The 14088-nt window shown below is 73.5% G+C and carries 12 protein-coding genes; 8 read left to right on the top strand and 4 right to left on the bottom strand.

The annotated features are described in order from the left end of the window. Positions 1–32: 32 nt before the first annotated feature. From rsgA to AB0G20_RS24150, 3 genes are all read left to right on the top strand, one after another. Positions 33–1139, top strand: coding sequence for a ribosome small subunit-dependent GTPase A (rsgA, locus tag AB0G20_RS24140; RefSeq protein WP_361305798.1), 1107 nt, complete (start codon positions 33–35; stop codon positions 1137–1139). Positions 1140–1228: 89 nt separating this feature from the next. Continuing rightward, the gene (locus AB0G20_RS24145) at positions 1229–2641 is read left to right on the top strand and encodes an AlkA N-terminal domain-containing protein (protein ID WP_361305800.1); all 1413 of its coding nucleotides are present in this window, start codon (positions 1229–1231) and stop codon (positions 2639–2641) included. Beyond that, positions 2641–3135 (top strand): methylated-DNA--[protein]-cysteine S-methyltransferase, encoded by a 495-nt coding sequence (locus tag AB0G20_RS24150; RefSeq protein WP_361305802.1) that lies wholly within the window; start codon positions 2641–2643, stop codon positions 3133–3135. The genes AB0G20_RS24145 and AB0G20_RS24150 overlap by 1 nt, the downstream gene beginning before the upstream one ends. Positions 3136–3139: 4 nt before the next feature. Here AB0G20_RS24150 and AB0G20_RS24155 read toward each other — a convergent pair whose 3' ends face one another. Next, positions 3140–3622 (bottom strand): DUF456 domain-containing protein, encoded by a 483-nt coding sequence (locus AB0G20_RS24155; RefSeq protein WP_361305804.1) that lies wholly within the window; start codon positions 3620–3622, stop codon positions 3140–3142. A 211-nt stretch (positions 3623–3833) separates the two neighbouring features. Here AB0G20_RS24155 and AB0G20_RS24160 point away from each other — a divergent pair, with 211 nt between their 5' ends. Both AB0G20_RS24160 and AB0G20_RS24165 read left to right on the top strand, forming a co-directional pair. Beyond that, a complete protein-coding gene (locus AB0G20_RS24160) occupies positions 3834–5720 on the top strand; it encodes a protein phosphatase 2C domain-containing protein (protein ID WP_361305806.1) in 1887 nt (628 codons plus the stop codon). A 66-nt stretch (positions 5721–5786) separates the two neighbouring features. After that, a complete protein-coding gene (locus AB0G20_RS24165; protein WP_361305808.1) occupies positions 5787–7529 on the top strand; it encodes a pyruvate dehydrogenase in 1743 nt (580 codons plus the stop codon). Here the strand turns inward: AB0G20_RS24165 and AB0G20_RS24170 are convergent. Beyond that, positions 7526–8842: a helix-turn-helix domain-containing protein gene (locus AB0G20_RS24170; protein WP_361305810.1), complete on the bottom strand. Its 1317-nt coding sequence runs from the start codon at positions 8840–8842 to the stop codon at positions 7526–7528. The two genes, AB0G20_RS24165 and AB0G20_RS24170, sit on opposite strands and share 4 nt — an antisense overlap. Positions 8843–9074: 232 nt before the next feature. Here AB0G20_RS24170 and AB0G20_RS24175 point away from each other — a divergent pair, with 232 nt between their 5' ends. Both AB0G20_RS24175 and AB0G20_RS24180 read left to right on the top strand, forming a co-directional pair. Further along, positions 9075–9698: a hypothetical protein gene (locus tag AB0G20_RS24175; RefSeq protein ID WP_361305812.1), complete on the top strand. Its 624-nt coding sequence runs from the start codon at positions 9075–9077 to the stop codon at positions 9696–9698. A 426-nt stretch (positions 9699–10124) separates the two neighbouring features. Further along, positions 10125–10607, top strand: a complete 483-nt coding sequence (locus AB0G20_RS24180) for an ATP-binding protein (RefSeq protein WP_361305814.1) — start codon at positions 10125–10127, stop codon at positions 10605–10607. A gap of 57 nt (positions 10608–10664) precedes the next feature. On the opposite strand, the gene AB0G20_RS24185 is transcribed toward AB0G20_RS24180, so the two are convergent. Both AB0G20_RS24185 and AB0G20_RS24190 read right to left on the bottom strand, forming a co-directional pair. Beyond that, positions 10665–11705 carry a DUF2637 domain-containing protein gene (locus AB0G20_RS24185; protein WP_361305816.1) on the bottom strand — a complete coding sequence of 347 codons (1041 nt, stop codon included), beginning with the start codon at positions 11703–11705 and terminating at the stop codon, positions 10665–10667. A gap of 302 nt (positions 11706–12007) precedes the next feature. Further along, a complete protein-coding gene (locus AB0G20_RS24190) occupies positions 12008–12859 on the bottom strand; it encodes a (2Fe-2S)-binding protein (protein ID WP_361305818.1) in 852 nt (283 codons plus the stop codon). Positions 12860–13036: 177 nt separating this feature from the next. On the opposite strand from AB0G20_RS24190, the gene AB0G20_RS24195 reads away from it, so the two are divergent. Then, entirely contained in the window at positions 13037–13861 is an 825-nt protein-coding gene (locus tag AB0G20_RS24195; protein WP_361305820.1) for a GntR family transcriptional regulator, read from the top strand. Positions 13862–14088 lie beyond the last annotated feature (227 nt).

The following is a 14088-nucleotide window of genomic DNA, read 5'->3' on the forward strand; positions in this document are numbered from 1 at the left end:
GGGCCGGGGGCCGACCTTGGGAAGGGTCACCCTTGTCTTCCTCCTCTGCTTCATCCGTTTTCTCCGCGCTCGCTCCCTACGGCTGGGACGAGGCCTGGGCCGAGGCGTTCGCCCCGTACGAGGCCGAAGGGCTGCTGTCCGGCCGGGTCGTGCGGGTCGACCGCGGGCAGTGCGACGTCGTCACCGCCGGCGGGCTGCTGCGGGCCGACACCGCGTTCGTCACCCCGCACGACCCCCTGCGCGTGGTGTGCACCGGCGACTGGGTCGCCGTCGAACCCGGCGGGAACCCGCGCTACGTCCGCACCTACCTGCCGCGCCGTACCGCCTTCGTCCGCTCCACCTCCTCCCAGCGGTCCGAGGGGCAGATCCTCGCGGCCAACGTCGACCACGCCGTCGTCGCCGTGTCCCTCGCGGCCGAGCTGGACCTCGGCCGCATCGAGCGCTTCCTCGCGCTCGCCTGGGAGTCCGGGGCCCAGCCCGTCGTCGTCCTCACCAAGGCCGACCTCGTGCCGGACGCCGTGACCCTCTCGTATCTCGTCCAGGACGTGGAGACGAGCGCGCCCGGCGTGCCGGTCGTGCCTGTCAGCTCCGTGGACGGGGCCGGGCTCGACGTGCTCGCCGCGATCGTCGGCGGGGGGACGTCCGTGCTGCTCGGGCAGTCCGGCGCGGGCAAGTCGACCCTCGCCAACGCGATGCTCGGCGAGGACGTCATGGCCGTCCAGAGCACCCGGGACGTCGACGGCAAGGGCCGCCACACCACGACCACGCGCAACCTGCTCGCGCTGCCCGACGGGGGCGTCCTGATCGACACCCCCGGGCTGCGGGGCGTCGGCCTGTGGGACGCCGAGACCGGCGTCGCGCAGGTGTTCTCCGAGATCGAGGAGCTGGCCGCGCGGTGCCGCTTCCACGACTGCGCCCACGAGGCGGAGCCGGGGTGCGCCGTGCTGACCGCGATCGAGACCGGTGAGCTGCCGGAGCGGCGGCTGGAGAGCTACCGCAAGCTGCTGCGGGAGAACCAGCGCATCGTCGCCAAGACCGACGCCCGCCTCCGGGCCGAGATCCGCAAGGACTGGAAGCGGAAGGGGGCGATCGGCAAGGCCGCGATGGAGGTGAAGCGGGGACCGCACTGGCGTTCGTAACCGCTCCGCGTCCCCCGCCCGGGCCCCCGCCCGATCGCGGTGTCCGATTTCCGCCAGCGACCGCCCGGCCGACGGCGGAGACTGGACCTGTGAAGGACCAGGGAACGGACGAAGACACCAGGTACGAGGCCGTACGCAGCCGCGACGCCCGTTTCGACGGCGTGTTCTTCTTCGCCGTCGAGACGACCGGCATCTACTGCCGGCCGAGCTGCCCCGCGGTCACCCCGAAGCGGGCCAACGTGCGGTTCTTCGCCACGGCCGCCGCCGCGCAGGGCTCGGGCTTCCGGGCCTGCCGGCGGTGCCGCCCGGACGCCGTGCCCGGCTCCGCCGAGTGGAACGTCCGCGCGGACGTGGTGGGCCGGGCCGTGCGGCTGATCGCCGACGGCGTGGTCGACCGGGAGGGCGTCGCCGGGCTCGCCGGCCGCCTCGGCTACAGCGCACGGCAGGTGCAGCGGCAGCTCACCGCCGAGCTCGGCGCCGGGCCGGTCGCCCTCGCCCGGGCCCAGCGGGCCCACACCGCGCGCGTCCTGGTGCAGACGACCGAGCTGCCGATCACCGAGATCGCGTTCGCGTCGGGCTTCGCCAGCGTGCGGCAGTTCAACGACACGATCCGGGCGGTGTACGCATCCACCCCGAGCCGGCTGCGCGCCGCCGCACCGAGACACGGCCGGGGCCGCCGCACGGCCACCCCGAACGCCGGCATCCCGCTCCGGCTCGCCCACCGCGGCCCCTACGCGGCCGGACCCGTCTTCGACCTGCTGGAACACGAGGCCGTACCCGGCATCGAGGAGGTGAGCGGTCCGCCCGGCGCCCGCACCTACCGGCGCACCCTGCGCCTCCCGTACGGCACCGGCATCGTCGCCGTCGACGAACGCCCGGGCACCGCCCGGACCGGGCTCGGCGCCCACCCGGGCGGCTGGCTCGACGCCCGGCTGCACCTGACCGACCCGCGCGACCTGACGACCGCGGTCCAGCGGCTGCGGCGGCTGTTCGACCTCGACGCCGACCCCTACGCCGTCGACGAGCGCCTCGCGGCCGACCCGCGGCTCGCACCCCTGGTCGCCGCCCGGCCCGGGCTGCGCTCACCGGGCACCGCCGACCCGGAGGAACTCGCGGTGCGCGCGCTGACCGGCCGCACGGAGGCGGAACGGCTCGTACGCCGCTACGGCAAGGCCCTCGACGCCCCCTGCGGGAGCCTCACCCACCTCTTCCCCGAACCGGCCGTCCTCGCCGGGGCCGAGCCCGGCGGCACCCTCGGCGCGCTGACCGCCGCCCTCGCCGACCACGCCGTACGTCTGGACCCGGGCGCCGACCGGGACGACGCGCAGGACGCCCTGCGTGCCGTGCCCGGCCTGGACGCCCGTACGGTGGCCGAGATCCGCACCCGCGCGCTCGGCGACCCGGACGTGGCCCCGCCCGGCCTCGACGGCCCCGACACCTGGCGCCCCTGGCGCTCGTACGCTGTGAACCACCTGCGCGCAGCAGGGGAGTGGGAGTTGTGATGACCTGCCCGACCTACTGGACGAGTGTGCCCGGCCCCCTCGGGCCGCTGCTCCTCACCGCCGCCCCGACCGGCGAGCTGACCTCCCTGTCCGTGCCCGGGCAGAAGGGCGGACGCGAGGTGCGGGACGACTGGCGGCGCGACCCCGGGCCCTTCCGGGAGGCCGAGGAGCAGCTCGCCGCCTACTTCGCCGGGGAACTGAAGGAGTTCCGCCTGGCCTGGCGCACCGAGGGCACCGCCTTCCGCGAGAAGGTCTGGGCCGCACTGGACGACATCCCCTACGGCTCGACCGCGACCTACGGCGAGATCGCCGCGCGCGTCGGAGCGCCCCGGGCGGCCGTGCGGGCCGTCGGCGGTGCGATCGGGGCCAATCCTCTGCTGGTGGTCCGCCCGTGCCACCGCGTGATCGGGGCGGGCGGCGCACTGACCGGCTACGCGGGCGGCCTGGACCGCAAGGTACGGCTGCTGACGCACGAGGGTGTGCTGCCCGCCTGAGGGCTCAGCCCCAGAAGACCGCGCCCAGCCAGGCCGCCGCGATCAGCTGGCAGGTGAACAGTTCGGCCAGGATGCTGGAGCCGCCCGCGCGCATGACCGTGCGCAGGGCGGCGACCGCGTCGGCGTGACGGCCGAGGCGGCGCCGTTCGAAGAGATAGACACCGGCCAGAAAGCCGGGGATCGCGCCGAGTACGGGGACCAGGACGAAGCCGAGCAGGGAACCGGCTCCGGCACAGGCCAGCATGCGGAGGGTGGTGCCGTTCATCCGCAGCCGCCGGGGCGGGAGCGCCCAGCGGACGGCCTGGGAGACGAGCAGCAGGACCGTGGCGCCGACCAGCACCCACCAGGAGACGGGCTGCTGATCCTTCAGCGCCCACCACAGGACCGCGGCCCACACGAGCCACGATCCCGGCATGGCGGGCAGCAGCACTCCGCACAGCCCGAGCAGGATGACCAGCCCGACCAGCAGGAGGTCCCACACTCCCATCTGACCAGACTGCCGGAACACGCGAGAACACGCAGGTCAGAAGCGTGGCCGGGGACCAGACCCGCAGGTCAGCCACTCGCACCCCGCCGGGCTCCCCATTTCGCATGACCGTTCTAGGACTCACTCGACGTGCCGTTCACCGGCCCGTGGCGGGCCGGTTTTTTCCACAAGCCCCGTTTTCATCCGGCTCGTGCGGTGGACAATTACCGGCATGAGCCAGCAGGGGGGAAGGCCCACCGGTCACGAGGACGACTGGTGGAGGGAGTTGTACGACGACTCCACCGACGACACGGGCCCCGCACCGGCACGGGATTCCCTGGACGACCGGTTCGCGTCGGCGTCGGGGGCGGTGGGAGACGGGGCGGAGGAGCGGACCGGCTCCTCGGACCGGCCGGCGGCGCGGCCCTTCGGCCCGGAGCCGGTGGTTCCGGCGCCCCGGGCCGGGGCCGATGACGTGCCGGACACGTCCCGCCCGTACGGGGCCCCGCAGCGCGCGCCCTGGGAGCCGCCGCCGGCCCGGCCCACCGGGCCCGTGAGCTTCCCGACCGCGGCGAAACCGCCGGGGCGCGCCGAGCAGGCACCCGACCGGGCGCCCACGGACGAGCGGACCGGCGACGCGGCCCCGCCGATCAGCCCCCGTACGCCCCCGGACGAGCGCACAGGCCACTCACTCCCGCCTGCGGCCGCCCCCCGTACGCCCCCGGAGAGCCCGAAGCAGCCACCCGTCCCGACGATCCCCTCCGCGCGGACACCCCCGGTCCCTCCACCCCCCGCGGCCCCTCCGAACCGGCCGAACCACGGGACCCACCCGGCCACGGCGGCGGGCCCACCCGGCAGCCCCGCCCCTGCGGCCCCCGCCACCGAGCCCGGCGACGCCGCACACCCCACCTCGGCCGACTGGCCGTCCGTGCCACCGCGCCCTGCCGCCTCGCCGCCTCCGGCCTCGCCCCCGGCCGGCCGGCCGCCCCGGCCTCCACGCCCCGGCGTCCCACCGCCCGCCCCGCCGAGCCCGGCTGATCAGGCGCCCGTGCCGCCGCTCCCCGCCGAGCCGCCGTCCGCGGCTCCACGGCCCGCCACGGACCCCCCACCCGAAGAAGCCGGCCCCCGGATCGAGCGGCCCGCCCCCACCCCACGGCCCCGTGGCCACGTAGGCACCCGGCCGCCCACCTACGACGCCGAACCCACCGCTCTCCCGGCCGCGGATCCGGACGATCTCGACGACCTCGTGGCGGACACCGTGCTGGACGGGGCCCGGTACGGGGCCTGTACGTTGCGGGCCGTCTCCGTGCGGGGGGACTCCGCGCGGTATCGGGGCGAGCCCCGCAGGGACGCGCTGCTCACCGCCCGGTTCGGCACGGGGGAGCACGCGCTGCTGCTGGTGGCGATGGCGACCGGGGCCCGGGCCGCGCCGGGTGCGCACCGGGCCGCCGCCGAGGCCTGTCACTGGATCGGACGGGCCGTCGGGCGCAGCCATGCACGGCTGGTCCAGGACATAAGGGACGGCCGGCGCGGTGACCTGAAGTCCGGACTGCACCGGCTCACCGACCGCAGCCTCGGCAAGCTCCGGGCCAGCGCCTCCGAGCAGGGCGTCGACCCCGAGGAGTACGCGGCCAGCCTGCGCTGCCTGCTGCTGTCCGCCGACCCCGAGTGCCGTACGCGGGTGTTCTTCGGGGTCGGACCGGGCGGACTCTTCCGGTTGCGGGAGGGGGAGTGGCAGGACATCGAGCCGCAGGTCACCGAGACCAAGGGCGAACCCGTCGTGGGCTTCGGCTCGCCGCCCGCCGAGACCCCCGACGGCGACCGGCTCACCATGGACCTGGGCATCCCGACCCCGCCCAGTCCGTACGAACCGGCCCCGGAGCCGCCCCGCGAGCCCTTCCGCTTCCGCACCTCCGTAGCCCGCCCGGGTGACACGCTCCTGATGTGCAGCGGCGGCCTCGCCGACCCCCTGCGCGGCGAGCCCGAACTGGGCGAGTACCTCGCCGAACGGTGGTCCCGGCCCGAACCGCCCGGCCTCGCCGCGTTCCTCGCCGACTCCCAAGTGCGGGTCAAGGGTTATGCGGACGACCGTACGGCCGCCGCGGTGTGGGAGGCGTGAGCGCTGCCCGTGTGACTTGATGGAACCCGGAGGGATCCCAGGAGACCGAAGGGGCAGACGAGAACCATGGCCAAACAGAACGTCGCGGAACAGTTCGTCGACATCCTGACCCGCGCTGGAGTCAAACGCCTCTACGGAGTCGTCGGCGACAGCCTCAACCCGGTCGTCGACGCCGTCCGCCGCAACTCCGCCATCGACTGGATCCACGTCCGGCACGAGGAGACCGCCGCCTTCGCCGCCAGTGCCGAGGCGCAGATCACCGGCTCTCTCGCCGCCTGCGCCGGCTCCTGCGGCCCCGGCAACCTCCACCTCATCAACGGCCTCTACGACGCCCACCGCTCCATGGCCCCGGTCCTCGCCCTCGCCTCGCACATCCCGTCCAGCGAGATCGGCCTCGGCTTCTTCCAGGAGACCCACCCCGACCGGCTGTTCACCGAGTGCAGCCACTACAGCGAGATGATCTCCAGCCCGCAGCAGATGCCGCGGCTGCTCCAGACTGCCATCCAGAACGCCGTCGGCCGCAGCGGCGTCAGCGTCGTCACCCTGCCCGGCGACATCGCCGACCTGCCCGCCCCGGAGAAGGCCGCCGAGACCGCCCTCGTCACCTCCCGGCCCACGGTCCGCCCCGGTGACGCCGAGATCGACCGGCTCGTCGAGCTGATCGACGACGCCGGCAAGGTCACCCTCTTCTGCGGCAGCGGCACGGCCGGCGCGCACGCCGAGGTGATGGAGTTCGCCGGGAAGATCAAGTCCCCGGTCGGGCACGCCCTGCGCGGCAAGGAATGGATCCAGTACGACAATCCCTTCGACGTCGGCATGAGCGGGCTGCTGGGATACGGCGCCGCCTACGAGGCCACCCACGAGTGCGACCTGCTGATCCTGCTCGGCACCGACTTCCCCTACAACGCCTTCCTCCCCGACGACGTGAAGATCGTCCAGGTCGATATCCGGCCCGAACACCTCGGCCGCCGCTCCAAGTTGGACCTCGCGGTGTGGGGCGACGTACGGGAGACGCTGCGCTGTCTGATCCCGCGGGTGAAGGAGAAGAAGAACCGCCGCTTCCTCGACCGGATGCTGAAGAAGCACGCGGACGCGCTCGAGGGCGTCGTGAAGGCGTACACCCGCAAGGTCGAGAAGCACACGCCGATCCACCCCGAGTACGTGGCGTCAGTGCTCGACGAAATGGCGGCCGACGACGCCGTGTTCACCGTCGACACCGGCATGTGCAACGTCTGGGCCGCCCGCTACATCTCACCCAACGGCCGCCGCCGCGTCATCGGCTCCTTCTCCCACGGCTCGATGGCGAACGCGCTGCCCATGGCGATCGGCGCACAGTTCACCGACCGCAAGCGGCAGGTCGTGTCGATGTCCGGCGACGGCGGCTTCTCCATGCTGATGGGCGACTTCCTGACGCTGGTGCAGTACGACCTGCCCGTGAAGGTCGTCCTGTTCAACAACTCCTCCCTCGGCATGGTCGAGTTGGAGATGCTGGTCGCCGGCCTCCCGTCGCACGGCACCGCGAACAAGAACCCCGACTTCGCCGCCGTCGCCCGCGCCTGCGGTGCGTACGGCGTGCGCGTCGAGAAGCCCAAGGACCTCCCCGGGGCCCTGAAGGACGCCTTCAAGCACAAGGGACCGGCCCTCGTCGACATCGTCACCGACCCCAACGCGCTGTCGATCCCGCCCAAGATCAAGGCCGAGATGGTGACCGGATTCGCCCTGTCCGCCTCGAAGATGGTGCTGGACGGCGGGGTCGGCCGGATGCTGCAGATGGCCCGCTCCAACCTGCGCAACGTGCCCCGGTTCTAGCGGTAGGGCTCCCACTGGCGTGCGGAGGTCTCGTACACGTAGCGGGGCAGGCCCTTGATGCCGCTGGTACGGAACGGGCGGCCGTCGTCGTCGATCCGGACCGTGCCCGTGCGGCCCTGGGACGACCAGTCCAGCTCCAGGTACCAGCGGCAGTCGCACGCCTGGGTCCGGGCGTTGACCAGCAGCACCTCCGGGTCCCGCGCGGAGACGCGGTACGGCATGCGCACCGCCGGGATCGGCGTACCGGCGTCGCTCCCGGCGACCGCGCGGGCGATGGGGCGGTCCTTGTCCAGGTTCACGTCGAAGGAGCGTGGGGTGATCGAACCACCGCAGCCCTGGTCCATGGCATAGGCGTTGCCCGCCGCCGGGGCCGTACGCCCCACCACGCGCACGCGCAGCGCCTCCAGTACGACGGCCGTGTCGGTCCGCCCCTGCACGGACAGCCGCACGAGCGTCTCACCGCCGTGCACCGCGTTCTGCGACGCGGCCCAGACCCCGGCGTCCTGCGGGACGGGCGGCGGTGGCACCTGTCCGGGCGGCTTGGCGACGACGTAGTCGTGACCGCAGCCGAGCTTCCAGGCCTGGGAGTCGGCGGACCAGGTGAGGGGCGGGGCGGGAACCGCTTTGCCGGTGGGCGGGGTGGTGCGGGCCGAGGGTGACGGGGAGGGCTTCTGCTGCTTCGGGGTGGCGGAGGCCGAGGACCGCCGGGGAGCGGGGGAGCCGCCGTTCGGGGTGGGGGAGGCGCCGCGCCGGTCCGGGGCTTCGGTCCGCGCCGTACCGGACGGCGCCGGACCGGCCGCACGGGCCCGGTCGCCGGCGGGCGCACGCCGTTCGTCCGGCAGCGCGGCGAGGCTTCCGAGTGCCGCGAGGACCGCGCAGGCGGCGGCCAGTCCGACCGCGACGCGGCCGCGGCGGTACCAGGGGCGTCGGGGGAGCGGGGTCGTCATCTCGGCGGGACTGTCGACGACGTCCGGGGTCTCCTGCGGTTCGTCCGCCGTGACGGCGGCCGCCGCCTCCTCCGCCGGACCGGCCGGGCTCGCCGCTCGGGGCCGCTGCCGTGCCGCCACCGCCAGGAGCCAGCGGCGGTGGAGCTCCAGGCGTTCCTCCGGGGACGCCCCGCACAGGGCGGCGAAGCGCTCCACGGGGGCGAAGTCGACGGGGACCGCCTCGCCCGCACAGTAGCGGTGCAGGGTCGAGGTGTTCATGGCCAGGCGCCGGGCGAGCGAACCGTAACTGCGGTCCGTGCGCTCCTTCAGCGTCCTCAGCAGCGCCGCGAACTCCCCGACGTCGTCGACGCCGTCCTGTGCCGACACCGTTCCCCCGTCCACGTAGGTCCGATCCGGCCTGGAACGGCATCCCAGGCACCCCGTGTACCTGCACGTCAGACGGGCTGGGATGGTTCCACCGTGCCGGATCGGATGCGAGCTGTTGCATCCGGGCGGTGGGACCGCTGATGCTCTTGGTGTCGCACCGACCAGGCCCGGGCCGACCAGCCGGCCTCGTCGCGGCATCCACATCCACGCACTCTTCCACGGGGGAACACCCATGCCCATGCGCATCCGAGCGAGCGCTCTCACCGCCCTCACCGTCGCCGCCCTCGCGGCCGGCACGGTCCTCACGGCACCGGCCGCCGGTGCCGCGCCGACGGCCGCCGCACCGAAGTTCCTGTCGGCGTCCCAGCTGCCGCCGCACCCGAGCTCGACCTGGACGGCCGGCCCGGTCACCGAGGGGTTCCCGGAGGGACTCGGCTTCTGTGTCAGTACGGAGGGCGTGCCCTCCTACGACTACCGGCACCGGGAGTTCCGGACCGACCTGGACACCGGTGCGGTGCAGTTGACCGTCGTGGCGGACACAGCCGCCCTGGCCAAGGCGCTGGCGAAGCACTACGACGATCTGATCCGCACCTGCGCCGACCGCATCGAGAAGAACGACCCGGACGTCGAGGCCGAGGGACGGGACTACGGTTCGCTGCCGGTCGAGGAGGGTGCCCGCGTCCGCGGCCTGCACACCGAGACGTCCTGGGGCGCCACGGACATCTCGCTGCTGTCCGTCGGACGGGACGGCAGGACCGTCACCGTCGTGTCGTGGGGTCAGATGGGCGACTTCGACGACGCTCCCGTGGCGGCCTTCAAGAAGACGACGACCACCGCCGTCAACAAGCTGTACTGACCGCGCCTCCGCCGGAAGACCGGGGCCGTCCTCCCGCCACGGGGGTGGGGAGGACGGCCCCGTACCGGTCTCGGTGCCCGTCAAGACCGTCGTACTTCGGCCAACTTCACCGGAGCACCGCGCAGGGGGCCGGTCGCCCCGGTCCTTCGCCGGGTACGCAGGGATCGGCAGCCGGCCATCGGCCCATCGTCCGATCTCCGGCGGTCAGGATCCGCCCGGGGACCCGGACCGGCTACCCTCTTGTCCCCCTCTCCTCCACCGCCGTGCCGCTCCGCGGCCCGCCGCCCGGGCCGCCCGCCCCGTTCCGATGGCCGAACATCCGGTCGTTGACGATTCGACATGACTGCCGCGTTCCCGTTGGGGCATGGATCCCCGTGAACGTGTTCGAGCAGGAGGGGAACCGACATCGGCGCGCGGGCGGGGGTCATGGAGAGGCAGGCACGACGAGGCGGTCCCATAGCGATCGGGGGCTTCTCGACGAAGACGGTGGAGGACAGGACCGACGACGTCACGGAGCGGGATCCGGCGCCGCAGTTGAGGCGCAGACTCGGGCGGGCGGACCTGCGGGCCGTCCCGGAAGCCCGCAGGGCCCTGCGGGAGTTGCTCGGGCAGTGGGGGAGGCACGGGCGGTCCGAGGTGGCGGAACTGCTCACCAGCGAACTCGTCACCAACGCGATCGTCCACACCGACCACGACGCGGTCCTCACGGCCACCGTGGGACCCCGCGGACTGCGGGTGGAGGTAAGGGACTTCGTGGCCCGCAGGCCCCGCGTGCGTGTGCCGGTCGCCGACGAGGGCACCAACGGCAGGGGCATGCTCCTGGTGCAGGCCCTCGCGGACGCCTGGGGGGTCCGGCCGCACGGCGTGGGCAAGGCCGTCTGGTTCGAGCTGGAGGCCGAGGCGGCGTGAACGCCGAAGGGGCGCGGCCCGCAGGCCACGCCCCGTCGCTGCACTGATGCGGCCCGGCTAACCGAACTGCTGCTCCAGGTCCTTGAGCTTGCGCTCCAGGGAGTCCAGACGCGGCAGCGCCATGGTGTCGTCCTCCGCGGTGAGGTCGACGGTCACGGGGTCAGTTCCTTGGCGCACCGGCTGAAGGGAGGGACGCGAGCGCACGGGCAGGGGATCCGGCGCGGATATGGCAGGCTCCGCGGAGACCTGCGAGGAGCCGCGCTCCACCTGCACCTCCAGCTGCCGTCCGCCACCACGGCCGAAGTGGCCGCGGTGACCGCGGCTGATCGCCTTCAGCTGGGCCCGCTCCACGCGCTGCTGGTCGCGCCGCCGCTGCCGGGCCTCTTCCTTCTTGCGCTTGTCGTCGCGCACCTCGTCGACCGCCTCGTCCAGGCTGCGCACACCCTCGAGGAGCATCAGCGACCAGGCGCGGTAGGTCTCCCGGGGGGCCCGCAGCCAGCGCACCATACGGATCTGCGGCAGCGGGCGGGGCACCAGGCCCTGCTCCCGCAGGGCGGCCCGGCGGGTCTGCTTCAGCGCGCGGTCGAAGAGGACCGCCGCCGACAGGGACATGCCCGCGAAGAAGTGGGGGGCACCCGCGTGGCCGATGCCCCGGGGCGCGTGCACCCAGTTGAACCAGGCCGCGGCGAAGGCGAACGTCCAGACCAGTATCCGGGAGCCGAGCGCCGCGTCACCGTGGCTGGCCTCGCGCACCGCGAGGACGGAGCAGAACATCGCCGCGCCGTCCAGGCCGAACGGGACGAGGTACTGCCAGCCGCCGGAGAGTCCGAGGTTCTGCTCGCCGAAGCCGACCAGGCCGTGGAAGGAGAGCAGGGCGGCGACGGCCGCGCAGCAGAAGAGGAGGAGGTAGGAGAGGGTGCCGTAGACGGCCTCTTTGCGTCTGCGGCGTTCCTCGCTGCGCTCCCAGGAGTCGTCCGCGCTCGTGTCCTTGACCGAGGAGCGCTTGCCGCGCGCGAGCACCGCTACCGCCGCCAGCATGCCCAGGAGAAGCACGGCGCCCGGAAGCAGCCAGTTCAGCGATATGTCGGTCAGTCTCATCTGGGTGGTCCCTTGCATTGGGATAGGGCGTAACGCCCGCCATAGTGGCCCAATCCCATCGGCCCTCAGGGGGTTTCGGGGCAAGAGGCCGCCAAGGAAGTGCAAGGGAATGCCCAGGGCGGCGTTCTGCTCGAACTGCCGCTTGAGGGGCGGGAGTTGAGTTCGAACAAGACTACCCGTACGAGTGGTTCTCCGGAAAGTTCCCGTGACACGTGAGGAGATTGTGAATCGCCTGTGGGCGTGTGGGTGTCCGGTTTCGCGATGATCTTACGGGACGGGGGAGCGGTGGGTTCCGCGAGCGCTCAACTGGCCGTGGCCAGCAGCTTGGTGACCCGGTCGGTGTCGCAGGTGCGCGGGCAGGTGGCGCAGGTGTCCTCCGGGCGCAGCGTGTAGAACATGCAGCAGCTCGCGCGGTCCCGGGTGAGCAGCGGCTCGCCGCCGGGACCGGTCAGCTCCCGGAACGCCGCCGTGCCGACGTACGGCTTGGTCGCGCCCGGCAGGAGCAGTTCCAGCTCGCGCATCGCGCGCCGCTCCTCGATCTCGCCGAGCAACTGGGCGATGTACCAGATCCCTTCGACGATCTCGTCCGTCGCCATGCCCCACAGGGCGCGTCCGCGGCGCCGCATCCGGGGGCCGAATCCGGTCAGGACCGGCTCCAGGTGCTCGGCGACCGCCGCCCGCACCTCCGCGCGCAGCGCCTCCTCGTCGGGGACGACCCGGGCGCCGGGCAGCGTGGCCGCCTCGTCGCCGGGCAGGCAGGCGAAGCCGGCGGGGCGGACGGCCAGGTGCCCGAGGGCGTGGCCCGGGGCGGTGCGGTCGTACGAGACGTGCGTCACGGGGTAGCGGGGGACCCGGCGGTGCAGGAACCACGGCACGGTGATCAGCAGGCAGGCGGGCCAGGCGTAGCGGTGCAGGCCGAAGGTGGCGACGACGTCGGGGCGGGCCTGCCGGTCGTAGTCCCGCTGGATCTGGTCCACGTCCCATGCCAGGAAGCGGTCGAGGGCGGGTCCTGCGGCCGCGAGGTCGGCGGCAGAGGCCCAGCCGCCGCCGTGCGGGGTCTCGTCGCCGGCGTTCAGTTCGGTGACCGCCAGCCCCGGGAGGACCTCGGCCAGGCGTGCGTAGGCGCCGGAGACGGCCGAAAGGGGCGCAGGCATGTGATCACCGATCCGTCCGGGTGAAACGGGGCTATTGAAGGTAAGCCTAACCTTACTCAAGATCTCGGGAAATTGAACTGGGATTTGAACTGGGGGCCGGGGCGCTTATGGTGCTTGACGGACGAGTAACAACCCGCCGTAATGACCCCAAGTACCGATACGTCCGGAGGAGGACCCGTGAAGCAGGGAGCGCAGGGCTCCGCGGACACGGGGACTCCGGGTGCGGCGGGTTCGGCCGGAGCGGGCGTGCCGGCCCGGCGGGCGCAGGTGCGGCCACAGCCGCGGGTGCCGCAGCAGGGCGGGGCGGCGCGGGGGGAGCACACGCACAGTGAGCCGCCCGTGCCGGTCGCTCCGCGGGTTCGGCCGGTGGTCCAGCGGGCCTCGGTGCGGGGGCAGATCCTCGACGCGCTGCGTGCCGCGCTGGTGGCCGGGGACCTGCGGCCCGGAGAGGTGTACTCGGCGCCGGTGCTGGGCGAGCGGTTCGGGGTCTCGGCGACGCCGGTCCGGGAGGCCATGCAGCAACTGGCCCTCGAAGGGGCCGTCGAGGTCGTGCCGAACCGTGGGTTCCGGGTGGTCCGGCGGGGTGTGCGGGAACTGGCCGAACTGGCCGAGGTCCGGGCGATGATCGAGGTCCCGGTGATGCTGCGGCTGGCCCGTACCGTTCCCGCGGAGCGCTGGGCCGAACTGCGGCCCCTCGCCGAGGCGACGGTCCGCGCGGCGTCCTCCGGCTGCCGCGCGACCTACGCGGAGTCCGACCGGGGGTTCCACCGGGCCATGCTGTCCCTCTCGGGCAACGGGCAGCTGGTCCAGATCGCGGAGGACCTGCACCGCAGGGCGCAGTGGCCGCTGGTCGGGGCCGGGTCGGAGGGCCGTGGGCGGGCCGAGCTGGTGGCGGACGCGCACGAGCACATGACGTTGCTGGACGCGCTGGTCGCACGGGACCTGGATGTGGTGCGAGCGCTGGTGGGCGAGCATTTCGCGGGGGCGGCGGCTGTGGGCTGAGCGGCGGTGCGGGGGCGGGTGCGGGTGCGTGCCTGCGCCTGGCGCCGGGTGTGGGTCGGGGCCGCGTCGGGGGGTGTCCGTCCTCGGAACGGCGCGATGGGGTTGCGTGCCGACTGACTGTTCGTTGACGCGCCAACCGCTGCGCCTACGGCCCTTGGCGCTCAGGGGCGCATGCGAGTGGGGCCCTCGTCGTCCTCTCGAAGTCAGACGACGGCAGGCGCGACACC

Origin of the sequence: Streptomyces sp. NPDC024017 (genome assembly GCF_040638895.1) — a bacterium.
Taxonomy (GTDB): domain Bacteria; phylum Actinomycetota; class Actinomycetes; order Streptomycetales; family Streptomycetaceae; genus Streptomyces.

What these genes read in the sequence shown, in the direction of transcription:
- AB0G20_RS24180 (WP_361305814.1), top strand. Translation starts at nt 10,125, where the DNA reads ATGGAGAGGCAGGCACGACGAGGCGGTCCCATAGCGATCGGGGGCTTC.
- AB0G20_RS24160 (WP_361305806.1), top strand. Translation starts at nt 3,834, where the DNA reads ATGAGCCAGCAGGGGGGAAGGCCCACCGGTCACGAGGACGACTGGTGG.
- AB0G20_RS24155 (WP_361305804.1), bottom strand. Translation starts at nt 3,622, where the DNA reads ATGGGAGTGTGGGACCTCCTGCTGGTCGGGCTGGTCATCCTGCTCGGG.
- AB0G20_RS24190 (WP_361305818.1), bottom strand. Translation starts at nt 12,859, where the DNA reads ATGCCTGCGCCCCTTTCGGCCGTCTCCGGCGCCTACGCACGCCTGGCC.
- AB0G20_RS24185 (WP_361305816.1), bottom strand. Translation starts at nt 11,705, where the DNA reads ATGAGACTGACCGACATATCGCTGAACTGGCTGCTTCCGGGCGCCGTG.
- AB0G20_RS24175 (WP_361305812.1), top strand. Translation starts at nt 9,075, where the DNA reads ATGCCCATGCGCATCCGAGCGAGCGCTCTCACCGCCCTCACCGTCGCC.
- AB0G20_RS24165 (WP_361305808.1), top strand. Translation starts at nt 5,787, where the DNA reads ATGGCCAAACAGAACGTCGCGGAACAGTTCGTCGACATCCTGACCCGC.
- AB0G20_RS24150 (WP_361305802.1), top strand. Translation starts at nt 2,641, where the DNA reads ATGACCTGCCCGACCTACTGGACGAGTGTGCCCGGCCCCCTCGGGCCG.